This is a genomic window from Olsenella profusa DSM 13989 (genome assembly GCF_030811115.1).
GTDB lineage: Bacteria > Actinomycetota > Coriobacteriia > Coriobacteriales > Atopobiaceae > Olsenella_F > Olsenella_F profusa.
Genome location: NZ_JAUSQK010000001.1, coordinates 1,188,316 through 1,203,298, shown reverse-complemented (window position 1 = coordinate 1,203,298; position 14,983 = coordinate 1,188,316). Strand labels below are relative to the sequence as shown.

Annotated in this window: 23 protein-coding genes; 20 read left to right on the top strand and 3 right to left on the bottom strand. The window is 63.0% G+C overall.

Going from position 1 to position 14,983, the window contains the following annotated elements; all coding sequences use genetic code 11:
* Positions 1–36: 36 nt before the first annotated feature.
* From J2S71_RS05580 to J2S71_RS05550, 8 genes are all read left to right on the top strand, one after another.
* The gene (locus tag J2S71_RS05580; RefSeq protein ID WP_307389461.1) at positions 37–948 is read left to right on the top strand and encodes an ABC transporter ATP-binding protein; all 912 of its coding nucleotides are present in this window, start codon (positions 37–39) and stop codon (positions 946–948) included.
* A complete protein-coding gene (locus tag J2S71_RS05575) occupies positions 941–1,540 on the top strand; it encodes a hypothetical protein (RefSeq protein ID WP_307389458.1) in 600 nt (199 codons plus the stop codon). Before J2S71_RS05580 ends, J2S71_RS05575 begins: the two co-directional genes overlap by 8 nt.
* A complete protein-coding gene (locus J2S71_RS05570; RefSeq protein ID WP_307389455.1) occupies positions 1,541–2,200 on the top strand; it encodes an ABC transporter permease in 660 nt (219 codons plus the stop codon).
* Positions 2,201–2,293: 93 nt separating this feature from the next.
* Entirely contained in the window at positions 2,294–3,178 is an 885-nt protein-coding gene (locus J2S71_RS05565; protein WP_021725256.1) for an EamA family transporter, read from the top strand.
* 374 nt (positions 3,179–3,552) lie between these two features.
* Entirely contained in the window at positions 3,553–4,344 is a 792-nt protein-coding gene (locus J2S71_RS05560) for an SIR2 family NAD-dependent protein deacylase (protein WP_307389452.1), read from the top strand.
* A gap of 229 nt (positions 4,345–4,573) precedes the next feature.
* On the top strand, positions 4,574–4,795 hold the full coding sequence (locus tag J2S71_RS12290) for a macro domain-containing protein (protein WP_198009548.1): 222 nt from the start codon (positions 4,574–4,576) through the stop codon (positions 4,793–4,795).
* 323 nt (positions 4,796–5,118) lie between these two features.
* Positions 5,119–5,376 carry a SemiSWEET family transporter gene (locus tag J2S71_RS05555; RefSeq protein WP_307389450.1) on the top strand — a complete coding sequence of 86 codons (258 nt, stop codon included), beginning with the start codon at positions 5,119–5,121 and terminating at the stop codon, positions 5,374–5,376.
* Positions 5,377–6,346: 970 nt separating this feature from the next.
* Positions 6,347–6,868 (top strand): helix-turn-helix domain-containing protein, encoded by a 522-nt coding sequence (locus J2S71_RS05550; RefSeq protein ID WP_307389447.1) that lies wholly within the window; start codon positions 6,347–6,349, stop codon positions 6,866–6,868.
* A gap of 254 nt (positions 6,869–7,122) precedes the next feature.
* Here J2S71_RS05550 and J2S71_RS05545 read toward each other — a convergent pair whose 3' ends face one another.
* On the bottom strand, positions 7,123–7,398 hold the full coding sequence (locus tag J2S71_RS05545; RefSeq protein WP_307392437.1) for a type II toxin-antitoxin system prevent-host-death family antitoxin: 276 nt from the start codon (positions 7,396–7,398) through the stop codon (positions 7,123–7,125).
* A 193-nt stretch (positions 7,399–7,591) separates the two neighbouring features.
* Between J2S71_RS05545 and J2S71_RS05540 the strand changes: the two genes are divergently transcribed.
* The gene (locus tag J2S71_RS05540; protein WP_040650904.1) at positions 7,592–7,777 is read left to right on the top strand and encodes a hypothetical protein; all 186 of its coding nucleotides are present in this window, start codon (positions 7,592–7,594) and stop codon (positions 7,775–7,777) included.
* A 123-nt stretch (positions 7,778–7,900) separates the two neighbouring features.
* On the opposite strand, the gene J2S71_RS05535 is transcribed toward J2S71_RS05540, so the two are convergent.
* On the bottom strand, positions 7,901–9,187 hold the full coding sequence (locus tag J2S71_RS05535) for an ATP-binding protein (RefSeq protein WP_307389444.1): 1,287 nt from the start codon (positions 9,185–9,187) through the stop codon (positions 7,901–7,903).
* Between the two features lie 114 nt (positions 9,188–9,301).
* Here J2S71_RS05535 and J2S71_RS05530 point away from each other — a divergent pair, with 114 nt between their 5' ends.
* The 10 genes from J2S71_RS05530 to J2S71_RS05485 all read left to right on the top strand — a co-directional run bounded on the left by J2S71_RS05530 (position 9,302) and on the right by J2S71_RS05485 (position 13,754).
* Positions 9,302–9,676 carry a 5-methylcytosine restriction system specificity protein McrC gene (locus J2S71_RS05530; RefSeq protein ID WP_084620800.1) on the top strand — a complete coding sequence of 125 codons (375 nt, stop codon included), beginning with the start codon at positions 9,302–9,304 and terminating at the stop codon, positions 9,674–9,676.
* A 5-nt stretch (positions 9,677–9,681) separates the two neighbouring features.
* On the top strand, positions 9,682–10,152 hold the full coding sequence (locus tag J2S71_RS05525) for a DUF6998 domain-containing protein (protein WP_307389441.1): 471 nt from the start codon (positions 9,682–9,684) through the stop codon (positions 10,150–10,152).
* A 102-nt stretch (positions 10,153–10,254) separates the two neighbouring features.
* Positions 10,255–10,506: a hypothetical protein gene (locus J2S71_RS05520; RefSeq protein ID WP_307389438.1), complete on the top strand. Its 252-nt coding sequence runs from the start codon at positions 10,255–10,257 to the stop codon at positions 10,504–10,506.
* A 42-nt stretch (positions 10,507–10,548) separates the two neighbouring features.
* Positions 10,549–10,797: a hypothetical protein gene (locus J2S71_RS05515; protein WP_210388942.1), complete on the top strand. Its 249-nt coding sequence runs from the start codon at positions 10,549–10,551 to the stop codon at positions 10,795–10,797.
* A 3-nt stretch (positions 10,798–10,800) separates the two neighbouring features.
* Entirely contained in the window at positions 10,801–11,829 is a 1,029-nt protein-coding gene (locus tag J2S71_RS05510; protein WP_021725217.1) for a hypothetical protein, read from the top strand.
* A gap of 2 nt (positions 11,830–11,831) precedes the next feature.
* A complete protein-coding gene (locus J2S71_RS05505; RefSeq protein WP_021725207.1) occupies positions 11,832–12,170 on the top strand; it encodes a hypothetical protein in 339 nt (112 codons plus the stop codon).
* Between the two features lies 1 nt (position 12,171).
* Positions 12,172–12,498, top strand: a complete 327-nt coding sequence (locus J2S71_RS05500; RefSeq protein ID WP_021725241.1) for a putative minor capsid protein — start codon at positions 12,172–12,174, stop codon at positions 12,496–12,498.
* A 7-nt stretch (positions 12,499–12,505) separates the two neighbouring features.
* On the top strand, positions 12,506–12,892 hold the full coding sequence (locus tag J2S71_RS05495; RefSeq protein ID WP_021725209.1) for a minor capsid protein: 387 nt from the start codon (positions 12,506–12,508) through the stop codon (positions 12,890–12,892).
* The gene (locus J2S71_RS05490; protein ID WP_021725237.1) at positions 12,889–13,038 is read left to right on the top strand and encodes a hypothetical protein; all 150 of its coding nucleotides are present in this window, start codon (positions 12,889–12,891) and stop codon (positions 13,036–13,038) included. Before J2S71_RS05495 ends, J2S71_RS05490 begins: the two co-directional genes overlap by 4 nt.
* Positions 13,035–13,754 (top strand): phage distal tail protein, encoded by a 720-nt coding sequence (locus tag J2S71_RS05485; protein ID WP_021725220.1) that lies wholly within the window; start codon positions 13,035–13,037, stop codon positions 13,752–13,754. Before J2S71_RS05490 ends, J2S71_RS05485 begins: the two co-directional genes overlap by 4 nt.
* A 129-nt stretch (positions 13,755–13,883) precedes the next feature.
* Here the strand turns inward: J2S71_RS05485 and J2S71_RS05480 are convergent, their stop codons facing one another.
* Entirely contained in the window at positions 13,884–14,033 is a 150-nt protein-coding gene (locus J2S71_RS05480; RefSeq protein WP_307389430.1) for a hypothetical protein, read from the bottom strand.
* A 50-nt stretch (positions 14,034–14,083) separates the two neighbouring features.
* Between J2S71_RS05480 and J2S71_RS05475 the strand changes: the two genes are divergently transcribed.
* Positions 14,084–14,977 (top strand): phage tail spike protein, encoded by an 894-nt coding sequence (locus tag J2S71_RS05475; RefSeq protein ID WP_307389428.1) that lies wholly within the window; start codon positions 14,084–14,086, stop codon positions 14,975–14,977.
* Positions 14,978–14,983 lie beyond the last annotated feature (6 nt).

The window sequence follows — 14,983 nt, the reverse complement described above, 5'->3', positions numbered from 1 at the left end:
GGACGATCCCCCAGACTCGATGACAAGGAGCAGACGATGGAGCTGACGATTGACAGGCTCACCAAGTCCTTCGGGGACAAGGTGGCAGTGGACGGCGTGTGCGCGCGCCTGATGCCGGGGGTGTATGGGCTGCTCGGGGTGAACGGGGCGGGCAAGACGACGCTCATGCGGATGGTGTGCGACATCCTGCGCCCCACCTCGGGAAGGCTGCTGCTCGACGGGAAGGACGTCCGGGAGCTCGGGACAACGTACCGCTCGATGCTGGGATACCTGCCCCAGGACTTCGGGTACTACCCCGAGTTCACCGCGATGGACTTCATGCGCTACCTCGCGGCGCTCAAGGGCGTCGACAAGAGGGCGGCACGGGACAGGAGCGCGTCCCTCCTCGACCTGGTCGGGCTCGGTACGGTGCGCGACGCGAGGATCCGCACGTTCTCTGGGGGAATGAGGCAGCGGCTCGGTATCGCGCAGGCGGTCCTCAACGACCCGTCCATCCTCGTCCTCGACGAACCGACGGCGGGCCTCGACCCCAAGGAGCGCGTCCGGTTCCGAAACCTGATAGCTGGCTTCGCCCAAGGGAAGATCGTCCTGCTCTCGACCCATATCGTCTCCGACGTGGAGCACATAGCCGACGATGTGCTCGTCATGAGGGACGGCTCCTTCGTCCTGCAGGGCGCCACGCGGGAGGTGGTCTCGCACGTCGACGGCAAGGTCTGGGAATGTGCGACCTCCGCCGCCGAGGCGGATGCCCTCACGGAGCGGCTCTGCGTCTGCAACGTGAGGTACGACGACAGCGGGCGAGCCATCGTGCGCATCGTGAGCGACTCCTGCCCCCTCCCGGGCGCACGGACGGTCCCCGGGACGCTCGAGGACCTCTACATGCATGTCTTCAGCGATGTGAACACAGACGGCCCCACCGCCGCCAGGAAGGGGGACGAGGATGCCTAGCCTCATCGCGTTCGAGCTCAAGAAGACGCTCTCCCGCCGGGTCTCGCTGCTCACCTGCATCGGTGTGGCCCTCCTCATGTGCGGCATCATGGCCCTCAACGTGGCGGAGACACGGGTGCAGGCCGGTGCCGGAAGGGTGCTTGCGGGAACCGAGGCGATCGCCTACGAGCGGTCCGAGGCGGCCGAGCACGCGGGGATCCTCACCCCACAGAGGGTCCGGGAAGACCTTGAGGGATATCGCTCCATGGCCTTCGGAACCGTCTCGCCCGACGACGTCCTCGACGTGAGCGACGAGGCGGCGTACTCGCTGATGCTCGAGAGCCACGATGCCGCCACGTTCGAGACGATGTCAAACAAATACTACGCCTACCTCCTCTCCCCCTGGCATGTCCGTGGGCAGGAGCCCTGCCAGACGGTTGCGGGCCTCTCGTCCGACGAGGAGGGCGACTTCTACGGTGCCGTGGACGCAAGGTACCAAGAGCTCATCCACGGAGGGAACGGCTGGGACTACACCGACGCGGGGGTGGCGTACTGGACCTCCCGCCAAGCCGCGATCAGCAGGCCCCTCTCGTACGGGTACGCGGGCGGCTAGGTGGACGTCCTCGACTGCCTCGGCTTCTTGGCGTTCCCCATGATAGCCATCTGCGTCGTGCTCGCCCCCGTGTTCTCCTCCGAGTACCAGGATGGCACCGACGCCGTCATCCTGGCCACGCGGCACGGCCGAGGCCGGCTCGTCGCGGCGAAGGTCGCGGCATCGCTCCTCTTCTCGACGGCGTACTTCGCCCTCTGCGCGGCCATCCTCTGCGGCATCGCGCTCGGGGCGTTCGGCGCGGAGGGAGGAGACCTCCCCGTGCAGCTGGTATCGGTCACTGCACCATATGCCCTCACGATGGGTCAGGCGGTGGCGGTCGGCGTCGCGCTCGCCTACCTCATGGCGATGGGTTTCGCGGCGCTCACGCTGGCCCTCTCGTCACGGACCAGGTCGACGCTCTCCGTGTTCATGGTGGATGTCGTCCTCGTGCTGATGACCGCGCTGATCCCGACCGGGGACGTGGACCTGCTGGAACGCCTGTCCTACCTGTTCCCCACGAATGCGCTGGCCCCCAGCCCGCTGTTCACCCAAGGTGTCTCGTATGCCCTGGGACCGGTGGTGCTCGACCTGGAGGCCGTCGTGACGGCGCTCTACGGCTTGGCGCTGGTCGTCTGCGTGCCCCTGTCCGCAGTGTCATTCAGAAGGCACCAGGTGGCATAGCGACGCGGCCGCGGGATGCCATGGATTTTGGCTCGCCAAGGCGCTACAGTCTGATGCGATTGCAGGATCGCGGCCCCTGGGGGATGACCAGACATGTGGCTGTTGGCTGCCGCTGGCTCGGCGCTCTTCGCGGGCGTGACGGCGGTTCTCGCCAAGCTCGGCATCAGGAGGACCGACCCGGACGTGGCGACGGCGATCCGTACCGTCGTAGTGCTCGCCTTCGCCTGGCTCATGGCGGCACTGACGGGGCAGGCGGGGGCACTCGGCTCCATCGGCGCCACGTCGTGGGCCTTCCTCGCGCTCTCGGGCGTAGCCACCGGTGCGAGCTGGATCTGCTACTTCAAGGCGCTCTCGATGGGTGACGTCAACAAGGTCGTCCCCATCGACAAGACGAGCTCCGTCCTCACGATCCTCCTGGCCATGGCGCTCTTTGGCGAGACGGATGCGCTGCCGCTCAAGCTCGCTTGCTCCGCGGCCATACTGCTGGGCACCCTCATGATGGTCGAACGCAGGCAGGCGGCGGATGCCGAGACGGCCGCGGCACACGGCAGCGCCTATCTCGTCTATGCGGTCGGCTCGGCCGTCTTCGCGGCACTCACCTCGATCCTCGCCAAGGTCGGCATCGTGGGCGTGCCCTCCAACCTCGCTACGGCCGTGCGCACCTGCTTCGTGCTCGTGATGGCCTGGCTCGTCGTGGCCCTGCGCCACAAGCTGCCGCAGGCGCGGCCCTCCGCGCTCGACCGGCGCGAACTCGCCTTCCTCGCCCTTTCGGGCGTGACCACGGGCGCCAGCTGGCTCTGCTACTACCTCGCCATCCAGCAGGGCATCGTGAGCGTCGTCGTGCCCATCGACAGGCTCTCGACGCTCGTATCCATGGGCTTCGCGGCCACCGTGCTCCGCGAGCGCTACACCAGGCGGGCGCTCGCGGGCCTCGCGCTGGTCACGGTGGCGACGCTCGCGATGGCCATCTGGGCGTAGGTCCCGATACCCCGTACATGTGGAAGCCAGCACCTATCTCTTTCCGCCGATGACGACGTAACCGCCCTGTCATTGGATGGTTATGCTATGCGGAACTGGCATCGCACAATTTGCTGTCCTGACTACTCTGGCATCAATGGCGGGAGAGCCCAGAGGAGGGAGTTTTTTCGTCGCTACTGTGCTTGCGGGAGTTGCGCCTGCGCTTGAGGTTCTCTGCATAATTTTCGGTCACATATTTATTCGTTCGCACTACGACTACGACGTCAAGCCGTCCAAAGCGGGCTTGCCCTTCACACAGACAGGCTTTCAGTCCCTGCTTTCTGCAGGAAATCACTGCAGACGAGTGCAAGAGTGGCGCCGACTCGGGCCTCTCAATGGCCACGGGCTTCGCCTACGGCGACGAGCGCTTCCGTCACCGCTTCGCCGATTTTATCAAGTCGCGCGGATTCACCGACATGTACTCGGCCGGCTTCCTCCCCTTCCCCACATTTAAGGAGCAATGGGCATGCTGGAGTCGCCACATCTGGTACAGCCGCTACGTAGACGCGCCAAAGGGTACCTACGAGAAACTCCTGCGCCTGCTTGACGGTGAGGATCTCTTCATCCTGACCACTAACGTGAACCATCGGTTCCAGCTGGCAGGATTCCCCAAGGAGCGCTTGTTCTACACACAGGGTGACTACGGCCTGTGGCAGCGCAGCGTACCGTGCCACGACGCCACCTATGATAGCTACGGGGCGGTGAAGCGCATGGTAGAGGAGGAGCATGGCATGCGGGTACCGGAAAGGTTGGTGCCCCATTGCCCCAAATGCGGGGCGCCTATGAGCATGAACCTGCGAGCAGACGACACCTTTGTGGAAGATAACGGCTGGCACGAGGCAGCGGGGCGCTACCGTGACTTCATGGACGCACACGGGTGGGGAAGGGTGTCCCATCTCGAGCTGGGGGTGGGCATGAGCACACCCGTCATCATCAAATATCCCTTCTGGCAGCACACGAGCACCAATCCGCAGGCCAAGTACGCATGCGCCAACTATGGGGAGGCGTATACGCCGGCTGAGATCCGCAGCCGTTTGATTCTACTCGATGCCGATATCGACACGGCACTCTCCGAGGCGTTGGCGTTGATCGGCCACGAGGAGGCGCAGCATGGAGTCCGGTCGTAAGAAGGGATTGCCTGAGCATCTAGCGGCAGAGCTGTGTGCCGAGCGCGGGCTCCACGCCCCTCCGGCGAACGACGCAAATGAGCTAGGGGAACGCGTCCCGCACCTTAGTGAACACCAGGTCACCGACACCTGCGGATGAAAACTGGCTCAAAACGCAGGACGAGCTGCTCGAGGGGTTAATCGGTAAAGATCACCACCGCGTACAACCTCCCCTCGAAGCACGTCATCCATACGGCCGGTACCATCGCGCACGGGAGTCTCACGGACCTTCACCCACGTACAGCTCGCCAGCTGCCACAGCAGTTGCCTGGTCCTGGCGAAGAATTACAGCCTGTCTTCGATTGTCCTCTGCTGCATCGGCACGGGCGTATTCGGCTTCCCGCAGAAGGAGGAGCGAAAATCGCTGTCAGGACAGTTCGCAAATGGCCTGACGACACAGGCTCGGAGATGATGGCGACGTTCGATGTGTCCTCGAATGAGGATCTCGCATTCTAGAGACGTCCTCTCGGCTTGTAGTGCCGATGGCAAGCGTAAAGGAGACGCCTCGAGCACTCCCAGGAAGTGGTTGGGGCGGCACGATAGATGAGACCGGAAGCTACCATTTGCTACCAAGTGCTGAAAGGGTATTTTCAAATGGATTAGCATATACCGTGTTACTTTTATGAAACTTCGCTATAGCTTTCGTAATAATATATAGAGTTGGGCTTTATTCTACTTACTGCTGTTTCGTTTCCATCTTGTGCATCTTGTCGTCGCTGAAAGTTGGAATAGACTATGAACCAAAAAACATTCAAAACTGTTGGGTGGATAGCAACATGCACCGCCATGCTCATGTATATAGCTTACTTCCCTCAGATCATAAATAACCTTCACGGAGATAAAAGTGGTTTCTTGCAGCCTATGGTTGCTGCAATAAACTGCACTCTATGGGTCTGCTATGGCTTCTTTCAAAAGAAAAAGGATTGGCCTATCATGGTGGCAAATGCTCTTGGCGTTTTGTTTGGTGCAATCGCCGCAATCACCGCCCTGTAGTCAGCTGATCAGAAAGCTGATTAGAATTAACTGTCGCAGCACGGGTCGGAAGCCATGCAACCCAAGGCTACGTGACGTATTGAAAGAGTCCAGGAAAAGGGCACTAAACTGGTGATTAATCTCCTTATATTCGATGGGATGGCGCCACACGAGGGAAGGGTGGTGCCATACCTGCGGAGAAATATAGAGTCGAGCTGACGTCGGAGAAGCACGGGAAGCTGCTCGCGGTAGACGTCAGCGAGTACGTCGACCTGCGCATGAGCGAGGCCGAAGCGACTAGGACATACCGACCTCGGCCAAGACGGTTCTCTGCCTGAAGGGGAGACTGATGATCGAGGGACTCTGGAGTGTGCTTGAGCGAAAGCGTAAGCTGTCCCCAGACAACCTCAAGATCGACGGGGACGTCGAGGCTGTATTCCGTCAAGTAAGAAGGCCTCGGTGGTGGAGCAAATGATAGTGCCGCACCATCAGAAGCCCCCTGCCGCCCAAGGGTGACGACGGGGGATATGCGCGACCTTTTGAGAGGCTCAACGTGAGCTGCTCCGCCATGGCAACAAGGCGAGCGGGGACCTTGCCCTGCTCGGGGAGTTCGAGGCCTTCGGGAATTTCGTCGGAGGTGATGGGTTTAGCACTGATTGAGAACTCTCCATCCTTGATGAGCTGGGGGACATCCCTGAGGTTCTCGACGGTGCCGTCGATGGAAGTCTTTACGGTGACCTCGGAAGCGGCAAACGGGAAATCGGGAGGTTCACGGACTGGCCGCCCAGACCGATGGGTACGGAAGTGCCGTCTCAGGGGCTTAGTGATGCTATGGTCAAGGCGTTCAAGAGCAAAAGCAAAAAGCAATGATCTTTAATGTCAACGAGTCATGCCATGTCTCATCCTTGGAATAGGGTAATTGCTCACTTTGTGTCCTGTTATGCAAAAGAAATCTGCAGCATGCTGAACCCAGAGAGGAGGCCATAAGACCATGGATCTTGTAAAGATTGGGAAAATCCTTCAGGAGCTTCGTAAGGAAAAGGGACTCACGCAGGAGCAGCTCGCGGAGCGGACTGGCGTCGCGCGCAGAACGGTATCCCGGTGGGAGACCGGCAGCAATATGCCGGATCTGGACATCCTGATCGAATTATCTGATTTCTACACAGTTGACCTCCGTGAGATCCTGAACGGAGAAAGGAAAAGTGAGCATATGAGTCAGGAACTGAAAGATACGGTATTGCAGGTTGCAGATTACAGCAACGAGGAAAAAGCAAGACTGCTTCGCAGGATGCACTGGCTGTTTATCGCCGGCCTGATCGGCTTTGCCGCTTTTCTGGTGATTACATTGCTAGGGCTGGATAAGACTACGCCATATGACGGCATCGATGGTTTTGGCCTTGGCATTGCATTTGGAATGATTATTCTCGGCGTGATCTTCACAAGCAGATCTGCGGCCCGGATCAGGGAATTCAAGCTGAGACTGCTGGGTAAGAAAACGGAGGACAACAGATGAATGTCTTGATTATCATCGGTCTTGTTCTTGCGGGTGGCGCCATTGCTTTTTATGTATCATCTCGGTCGCAAATTATCAAGGATAACGCTTTTACCCCTAGACCCCTTGACACGGCGAATAAAAGGGGGCCATGCAGTTGTTGTCAAAGGAGCCCTTGTGAGGCCGACGATGCCGGAGCAGCCGCAACCCGCATTCCCCCTAGCCCATAGCGCTCTGCACCCAGCTTACGAGACCTTCCGTAGCTCAAGGTGCCGTCAGTCACGCCGAGAATCGTCTCCAGAAGCTCGCCATGGCTGGGCTTGAACTCGTGTCCGGACATCTTGGGCGCGCTCACCTGGCGAGCTCTTCGAGGGCGTCCGTGTACTCGTCCATGAAGCCGACCGCGACGTCCAGGAGCTGTCTGCGCTCTTGACGGGCTGGATGACGACCCAGGGCTTGTTGTTGTTCTTCAGTATCGTGACGGGTCTGCTGGTCCTGTTCACCTCGACGGTGACGCGGGAGAAGTTGCTCTTCGCATCCGCGAGCCCCATGGTCAAAGCGGACATGATGGTCTCCTTTCGATCCTGACTAGAATCATGGCCAGGGATGAGATCAATGTGAAGGCTGACTACGGCACGCTGCTGCGTGAGTATTTGCCTGCATAGGCAGTGGCATTATTCGGTTTGAGCGGTAGGGGCATGCGGACGAAAAGTTGGGCCCGATGCGGTCCGGTCAGGAGTCTGCATGCCCCGATCACCCAGGCGCACGACGGGGTCCGAGCAAAAGACCGTGGAGCTGCGCAAGAAGGGCGGAACCGCCCACGCAGAGGTGGTCTGCGTCCAAGACCTCCTCACCGGCAGAGCCCGCGAGACGCTGGGATGGAGGACGCCCGCGGAGGCCATCGCCGAGGTGCTATCCGAGGCATCATGAGCACGTGGTGCAATGACCACCTGACTCTGCCCCTTTCACGTGCAATCATGCCCCTTTTGGACCAGAAGGAGTAAATTTCATCTGCCAGGCAACCTTAGCTCGTAACGCCTACCACGACGCCCATTAATCCCAGCACCCTGGGTTTCCGATGGCATAGAGCGGCACGTTGCGCATCCAGCCCTGGTCGCGGAAGCCCGAGAGGCTGAAGCGCCTCGGCATCGTGCCGGGATACCGCTCGGAAAACGCCCCCAGGCTCTTGGACTTCAGGTTCTCTTCAGCTTTCACCTCGATGGGGTAGACCCTGCCGCCGCGCTGCACGAGGAAGTCGACCTCGCCTCGGGAGTTCTGCGCGGACCAGTAGCACGGGCTGAGGCCGCAGTCCGAGATCAGCTGCTGGCAGACGTACTGCTCAGTAAGGGCTCCCTTGAACTCGGTGAAGAGCGCGTTGCCGTCGACAATGCTCGAGGCGTCAAGCCCGGAGAGCGCTCCGAGGAGGCCGAGGTCGAGGGCGAAGAGCTTGAACGCGGACTCGTCGGCGTAGGCAGAGAGAGGGATGCCCGGCTTGGACACCCTAGAGACCCTGGTCGCGATGCCGGCCCGGGTGAGCCAGGTAATCGCCGAACGGTAGTCCCGAGCCCGGGCGCCCTCCCTGACGTGCCCGAAGACGAACTTCTTGTTCTCCTGCCCGAGATGCGCCGGCAGCGAGCGCCACGCGGCAAGGGCGTGCTCCGCCTCGACAGCCCCCAGGTGCTTCGAGACGTCCCTCTCGTAGCCAAACAGGATGCCCTCCTGCACGGCACGAACGGCGGCCAGGTCGCCGGACTCGGTAAACGTGGCAACCGCCTCAGGCATGCCCCCGACGAAGTAGTACTGCTTAAGCAGCTCCACGAACCTCACCGCGAAGGATCCGAGGAGCTCTCCGTCGCCCGAGTCGACGATCTCCCGCAACATTGGGTTACCTGTCGCGTCGAGAAACTCGCGAAAGCTCAGAGGATGGAGGTCGAGTGTGTCGACCTTGCCGACGGGATAGCCGGTGCCCTCATGGAACGTGATGCCGAGGAGCGACCCCGCCGCCGCCACGGCGAGCTCGGGGACGTTCTCGCAGAAGTACTTGAGCGAGGTGAGCGCCTTGGGGCACTCCTGGATCTCGTCGAGCACGACGAGGGTCTTGCCGGGGGTCACCCTCTGCCCGCTCTCCGCTTGAATCACGAGCAAAAGGCGGGACAGGTCGTAGCCTGCATTGAACTGGGTGGCAAGGCCTGGGTTGTTGTCAAGGTTGACGTAGGCGACATTCTCGAAGTACCTTGCGCCGAACTCCTTGAGTAGCCAGGTCTTTCCGACCTGCCTAGCCCCGTTGAGCACGAGGGGCTTCCTGCGGGCGGCGTCCTTCCACCTGACGAGGTCTTCCATGAGGGGTCGCTCCATGGTCCCTCCAATCATTTCGATATTAATACGTCCTTATTTTCACACGAAAAGGCGAAAATAAGGACGTATTTCTGGAAAAATTGGCTAATATGATGATGTATTTTACTCCCACTCTTCGAGGGCAGGCGCGTCTCGCTGCGCCCCGACATCCTCTGTGGGTGCGCCAACGGGCGCCGCGTCGTGCTCGATACCAAGTGGAAGCACGTCTTCGGCCCAAGGGATTTGTCGGTGGCGGACATGCACCAGATGTACGCCTACGGGCAGCGGTACCGCGCCGAGGACGAGGGTATGCAACACGTCGTCCTTCTCTACCCATGGCATGAGGGCGTGAAGCCTGGGCTGATGCCCGAGGGCAGGCACGTGAGCAGCGACGGCGTGCAGGTGGACATTTTCTTCTTCGACCTTTCCAACGCTGCAGATAACATCACGTCACTCCTCGAAACGATCGAATCGCTTGCAGGATGCAGGGAGTAGGCACCATGGGAGAAACCGCAGGCAGCAAGAAGCTTGCCGAGATCATCCGACGCTTGTACGGCATCGTCGGTGAGTTGGAACATGACTACCATGACCAGCACCGCCACTTTACGCTGGACGGGCATCTGATCGGAAGCATCGGCGAGGTCTACGCGGCCGAAAGGTACGGCATCGACCTCTTCGTCTCGTCAACGCCCAGACATGACGGAACATCGCCGGACGGGAGGCTCGTGCAAGTCAAGGCCACTCAACGCGGCAGCGTGGCCTTGAACGAGAACCCGGACTTCCTGATTGTTCTCAAGATCGATGGGGACGGCGAGATAAGCGAGGTGTACAACGGACCCGGTCAACCCGTCTGGAACTTGTTCGAGAACCGAGCAAGGCCGAAGAACGGCCAATACCAAGTGTCGCTCTCGAAGCTCAAAGCCCTGAACAAAGCGGTTGATGAGAGGGACAGGATACCCGCGCTGACGTAAATACGCACCAGCTTGTGACACCCCAAGACAATGCCCGTACCGGTAAAGGTGCGGGCATTGTTCGTCTCTGCCCGCCTTACGAGACGAAAGGCAGGACAGAACATGGACGGTGAGACCAATGGCGGCCAGGAAGCCACGCAGGGCGCGCAGGACCAGGCGCAACAGCAGGGCCAAGAGCAGCAGGAAACGCAACAGGGCCAGTCGCAGGTAAGCGGCAGCGAGACCGACTACGAGAAGCAAATCGCCGAGCGCGACGAGAAGATCGCCTCCCTGGAGGCCCAGGTTGCCGAGGCGGCCAAGAACGCCGAGACCGCCGAGCAGCTGCGCGGCGAGATCGCCGAGCTCAAGGCCTAGGGCGAGAGCGACCGGATCGACTTCAGGCTGAAGCTCGCGGGCGTGCGCAACGTGAAGGCGGCACGCGCCCTGCTCTCCGACCACGGCAACGACGTGGACAAGCTCAAGGAGGCAGAGCCCTGGCTCTTCGAGGCCACGGGCAAGCACGCCAAGGGCGGCAGCTCTGCGGGTTCCGGCACGACCGGGCTGCCCAACGCGGGCGCGGCCAGCGACGAAGGCAAGACGCTCAAGCACTGGCGCGAGATCGCGGGCCTCACCGACGATGACGACGACACCAAGAAGGAGGGCTAAGAGATGCCTAGCAACAACATCGCGTTCGCACGCAACTACACATCCGTAATCGACGAGGTCTACCAGCGCGCATCCGTGTCCGGCTGCCTGAACAGCGGCCGCCGCATGGTGCGCGCGGGCCACAACGCAAAGGAGATCCTCATCCCGAAGATCTCCGTGACGGGCCTCGGGAACTACACCAGAAACGTCGGCTACAAGACCGGCGCGATCACCTACGAGTTCGAGACCAAGACCTTCAACTACGACCGCGGCATCCGCCTGTTCGCGGACGTGATGGACGTGGAGGAGGCCGGAGTCAACGACTGCTTCGTCGAGGCCGGCGCCGAGCTGCAGCGCACGCAGGTGGCGCCCGAGGCCGACGCCTTCACCTTCGCGCAGATCGCGGGGCACGCCGGCGTCGAGGTCGCCACCGACGACTTCTCGCAGGCCTCCGCACTGGACGTGCTGGCCGAGCTCCGCGAGGTCACCAGCGTCATGGACGAGAAGCAGGTGACGCTGGGAAGCCGCTACCTGTTCATCACGCCGACGCTCAAGGGCGTGCTCGACGACTTCTCCTACGCGAACCCGACGCGCTCCAACCGCGTGCTCGAGCGCTTCTCGCGCATCGTTGAGGTGCCGCAGGTGCGCTTCTACACGGCGATCGACCTGCTCTCCGGCGACGGGGACCAGTTCGGCTACCAGCGCTCCGAGGGCAGCTACGCGCCCACGGCCGACACCGAGGTGGACGCCTCCAAGACCTACTACACGCGCAGCGGCAGCGAGGGCAGCTACACCTACACCGCCGTGGCGTCGCCCACCAAGAGCGGCCTGTCCGGCTACTACGAGCTCACCGGCGTGGGGCGCGCCATCAACTTCATGGTGGTGGAGAAGAGCGCCGTGATCAAGTTCGACAAGCACGTGGCGTCGCGCGTGTTCAGCCCGGACGAGCTGGAATCCCTGGACTCTTACATGATGAAGTACCGAAAGTACGGCATCGTGGAGCTCTTCGACAACAAGCTCGACGGCGTGTACGTCTCGGCGGCGACGGAGTAGCCGTGGCCTCCACCGTGACATACGAGTGGTATTCGCAAACCTACGGGGGCGGCCTTTCCGAGGCCGCCTTCGCGGCATCGCTGCCCATGGCCGACGCGCACGTGAGGTGGCTCTGCGCCGTGAAGGGAGCGACGACCACCTGCAACGTGTTCAAGCGCGCGGTGTGCGCGGCCGTGGACGCCTTCGCCGAGTACGGCGCGGGCGAGGTCGGGGGGTTCCAGATCGGCGAGTTCTCGGTCAAGAACTACGCGAGCCAGCAGACGACCGGCGAGGAGCTGGCGACGGCGGCCGCGCTGCGGGAGCTGGGGCTCTCCGGCATGGCGTTCACGGGGGTGTGCTGACATGCGCTCCATCCGGCCCATACCTCGCTCGGCGCTGCCCGACGTTATGACCGTGAGGGTGCCGCTTGCCGACGGGACCTTCGAGGAGCCGCAGATCATCGCCAACGTGCGGTTCGAGCGGACGCAGAAGGTGTCGGAGGACGACCACCGAAGCGCCGACGCGGGCCAGGGAACGGTGTTCGTGGACGCCGTGAACTCCATCGGCGCGTTCGACGTGCCGGCGGGATCGCGCGTCGCCGTGAGCGGGCACTCGATGATGGTGGCCGAGTCGCACGCGTGCTGCGACCTCTTTGGCCGCGTGCACCACTGGGAACTGAAGGTGAGGTGAGCTGGTCTTGCAGCTTTCCTTCTTGGTGGCGAAGGCCCTGCTTGAGGGCGACTTCGCAAGCTACTTCGCAAGTCTTCCGTCGGCCGACATGGAGCCCGAGCCCATCGTGGTCCGCGAGGGCAGGCTCGAGCGCGTGAGCCGCATGGAGCACGAGGAGCGCGGGACCGTCACCGTCGCCGTGATGGTCGTGCGCGAGGTGGCGGCCAAGGCCGAGGCCGACGCTATCGCTTGCGAGAGGTGGATCCGACGCTACGGCTGGGAGCCAGTGGCGGAGAACGGCAGCTGGCGCATCGCGGGCCTGGACACCACGGCGCCGGCGTTCAAGGAGAGGGACGGGTCCGGGCGCTTCGTCTGGACCTTCGACGTTGTGCTTACGGTGGTGAGGAGCCTATGAGCGACAAGGGCAAGCGCGTGAACGCGAGCGGGCATGTGGCCGAGGCCACGTTGAAGCGTGCGCGGCCGTTCGGCAAGGACGACAGGGCGGCGCGCGAGTCGCAGCGCCGGGCATCGGCCTACGGGCGTGCCAGGGGCAACGCATGAGGTCGATCGTCTACGCGGGGAACGACTTCTCCGAGATCTGCAGCGCCGAGGTGATCGAGCGGGCGGCCAACCCCATCGTCGCGGAGGCCATGGCCGTGCCGGGACGCGCCGGTGCTTTGCTGGTCTCCGGCTACATACCGCCCGTGGACGTGCGGGTGCGGCTCTTCATGGACATGGGCTACAACCCCGGATTCACCGGCATGGCGCGGATGCGCGGCAAGGTGCGCCGGTGGCTCAGCTGGCCCGGCGGCGGGAGCCTGGTGCTGCCCGACGACCCCGAGGTCGAGTACCGCGACGCGATGCTCGTGGGCGCGCCCGACTGGTCCAACCTCTTCGAGGCCGGCGAGTGCACGCTGACCTTCACCCTGTTCGACCCCATCGGCTGGGGCGCGGAGCGCGTGGAGCGCACGTCGCGCTTCGAGGTGGGCGGCGACTGGCCGACGCTGCCGGAGTTCCGCGTGGTGGCCTCTGCGGGGTCATACCTGCAGGTTTCGCTGCCGTCTGTCGGCAAGGGCATCCGCGTGGACTACGACTTCGCGGGCGGCGAGGCCGTGGTGATCGACTGCCAGGGCGAGACGGTGCTGATAAACGACGTTGACGCTCGGGACTGCGTGGCCCTGGCGAGCGACTTCTTCGCGCTGGAGCCCGGCGACTGCGTCGTGTCGACCTCCAACTGCACCTACGTGGAGACGCGCTTCTGCGAGAGGTGGGCCTAGCATGGCGGGCTCGGTGCCGACGCTCTACTGGTTCGACCGGTGGGACGAGCGGATCGGGCTCCTTCGCGTGGTCGGCGAGCTCGTGCACACCGAGGAGCTGAACGGCGAGGACACGCTCGAGTTCTGCAGCTACGAGGTGCCCGCGAAGGGCGACCGGCTGCTGTGGCTGGACGGCTCGACCTGGCGCGAGCACGTGGTGGTGCGAACCGACGAGCCGGTGGCCGGGCTCTGCAGCGTGTACGCGGAGTCGTCGCTCTGCGAGCTCTTGGACGACTTCATCGAGGAGGCCCAGCTGGTGAGCAGGACGGCGGCGCAGGCCCTGGCGGCCCGTGCTGGCGCCGACCAGGTGGAGCGTTGCGTATTGCGCGAGTCTCGGCACCGCCGGGGCGCTGATCTACCACCAGAACGCGCTCTGGGCGCTGCGGCGCGTGGCCGAGGTGTGGGGCGGCGAGGTGACGCCGATCATCACCGTTTCGGGCGGGCACGTGGCATCGCGCTCGGTCCGCCTGGACGCCCAGCGCGGCGACTGGCGCGGCCTGCGCTTCACCTACGGCAAGAACATGGCCGGCTGCACGCGCACGGTGCTAGAGCAGGACGTGTACACCGCCCTCTACGGCTTCGGGGCGGGTCTGCCCTTCACCGACGAGGACGGCAACTACAAGGCGGGCTATAGGCGCAAGCTGACCTTCGGGGACATCAACGGCGGGCTGAACTACGTGGCAGACGAGAGCGCCAAGCAGGTCTGGGGACGCTGGAACGCTGACCGCACGGCGAAGGCGCATTCGTTCGGGCAGGTGACGTTCTCCGAGGTGACAGAGCCCGAGCGGCTGCTGGCGCTGACCAGGCGGACGCTCGTGGAGGCGTCGCAGCCCAAGGTGAGCTACGAGGTGGACGTGGCAGCGCTCGACGGCGACGACGCGAACCTGGGCGACACCGTGGCCGTGATAGACACGTCGCGCGACCCGGAGTGGCGGCTTACTGCCCGCGTCGTGCGGCGCGTGCGGACCTTCGGCGAGCAGGTGGTGGCGCGGGTGACGATCGGCACCGTGGAGCCCGTGGACTACGCGCAGGTGAGCGCTTTGGCAGCCGACGTGGCCACGCTGCGCGACGACGTGGTGGGCATCGACGGAAACCTGACCACGGCCGCATCGGTGACCGTGGTGGAGAACACCGTGACAACGGCGATCGACGACCTGGACGAGCTGGCGGATTTGGACTTCTAATCTGTG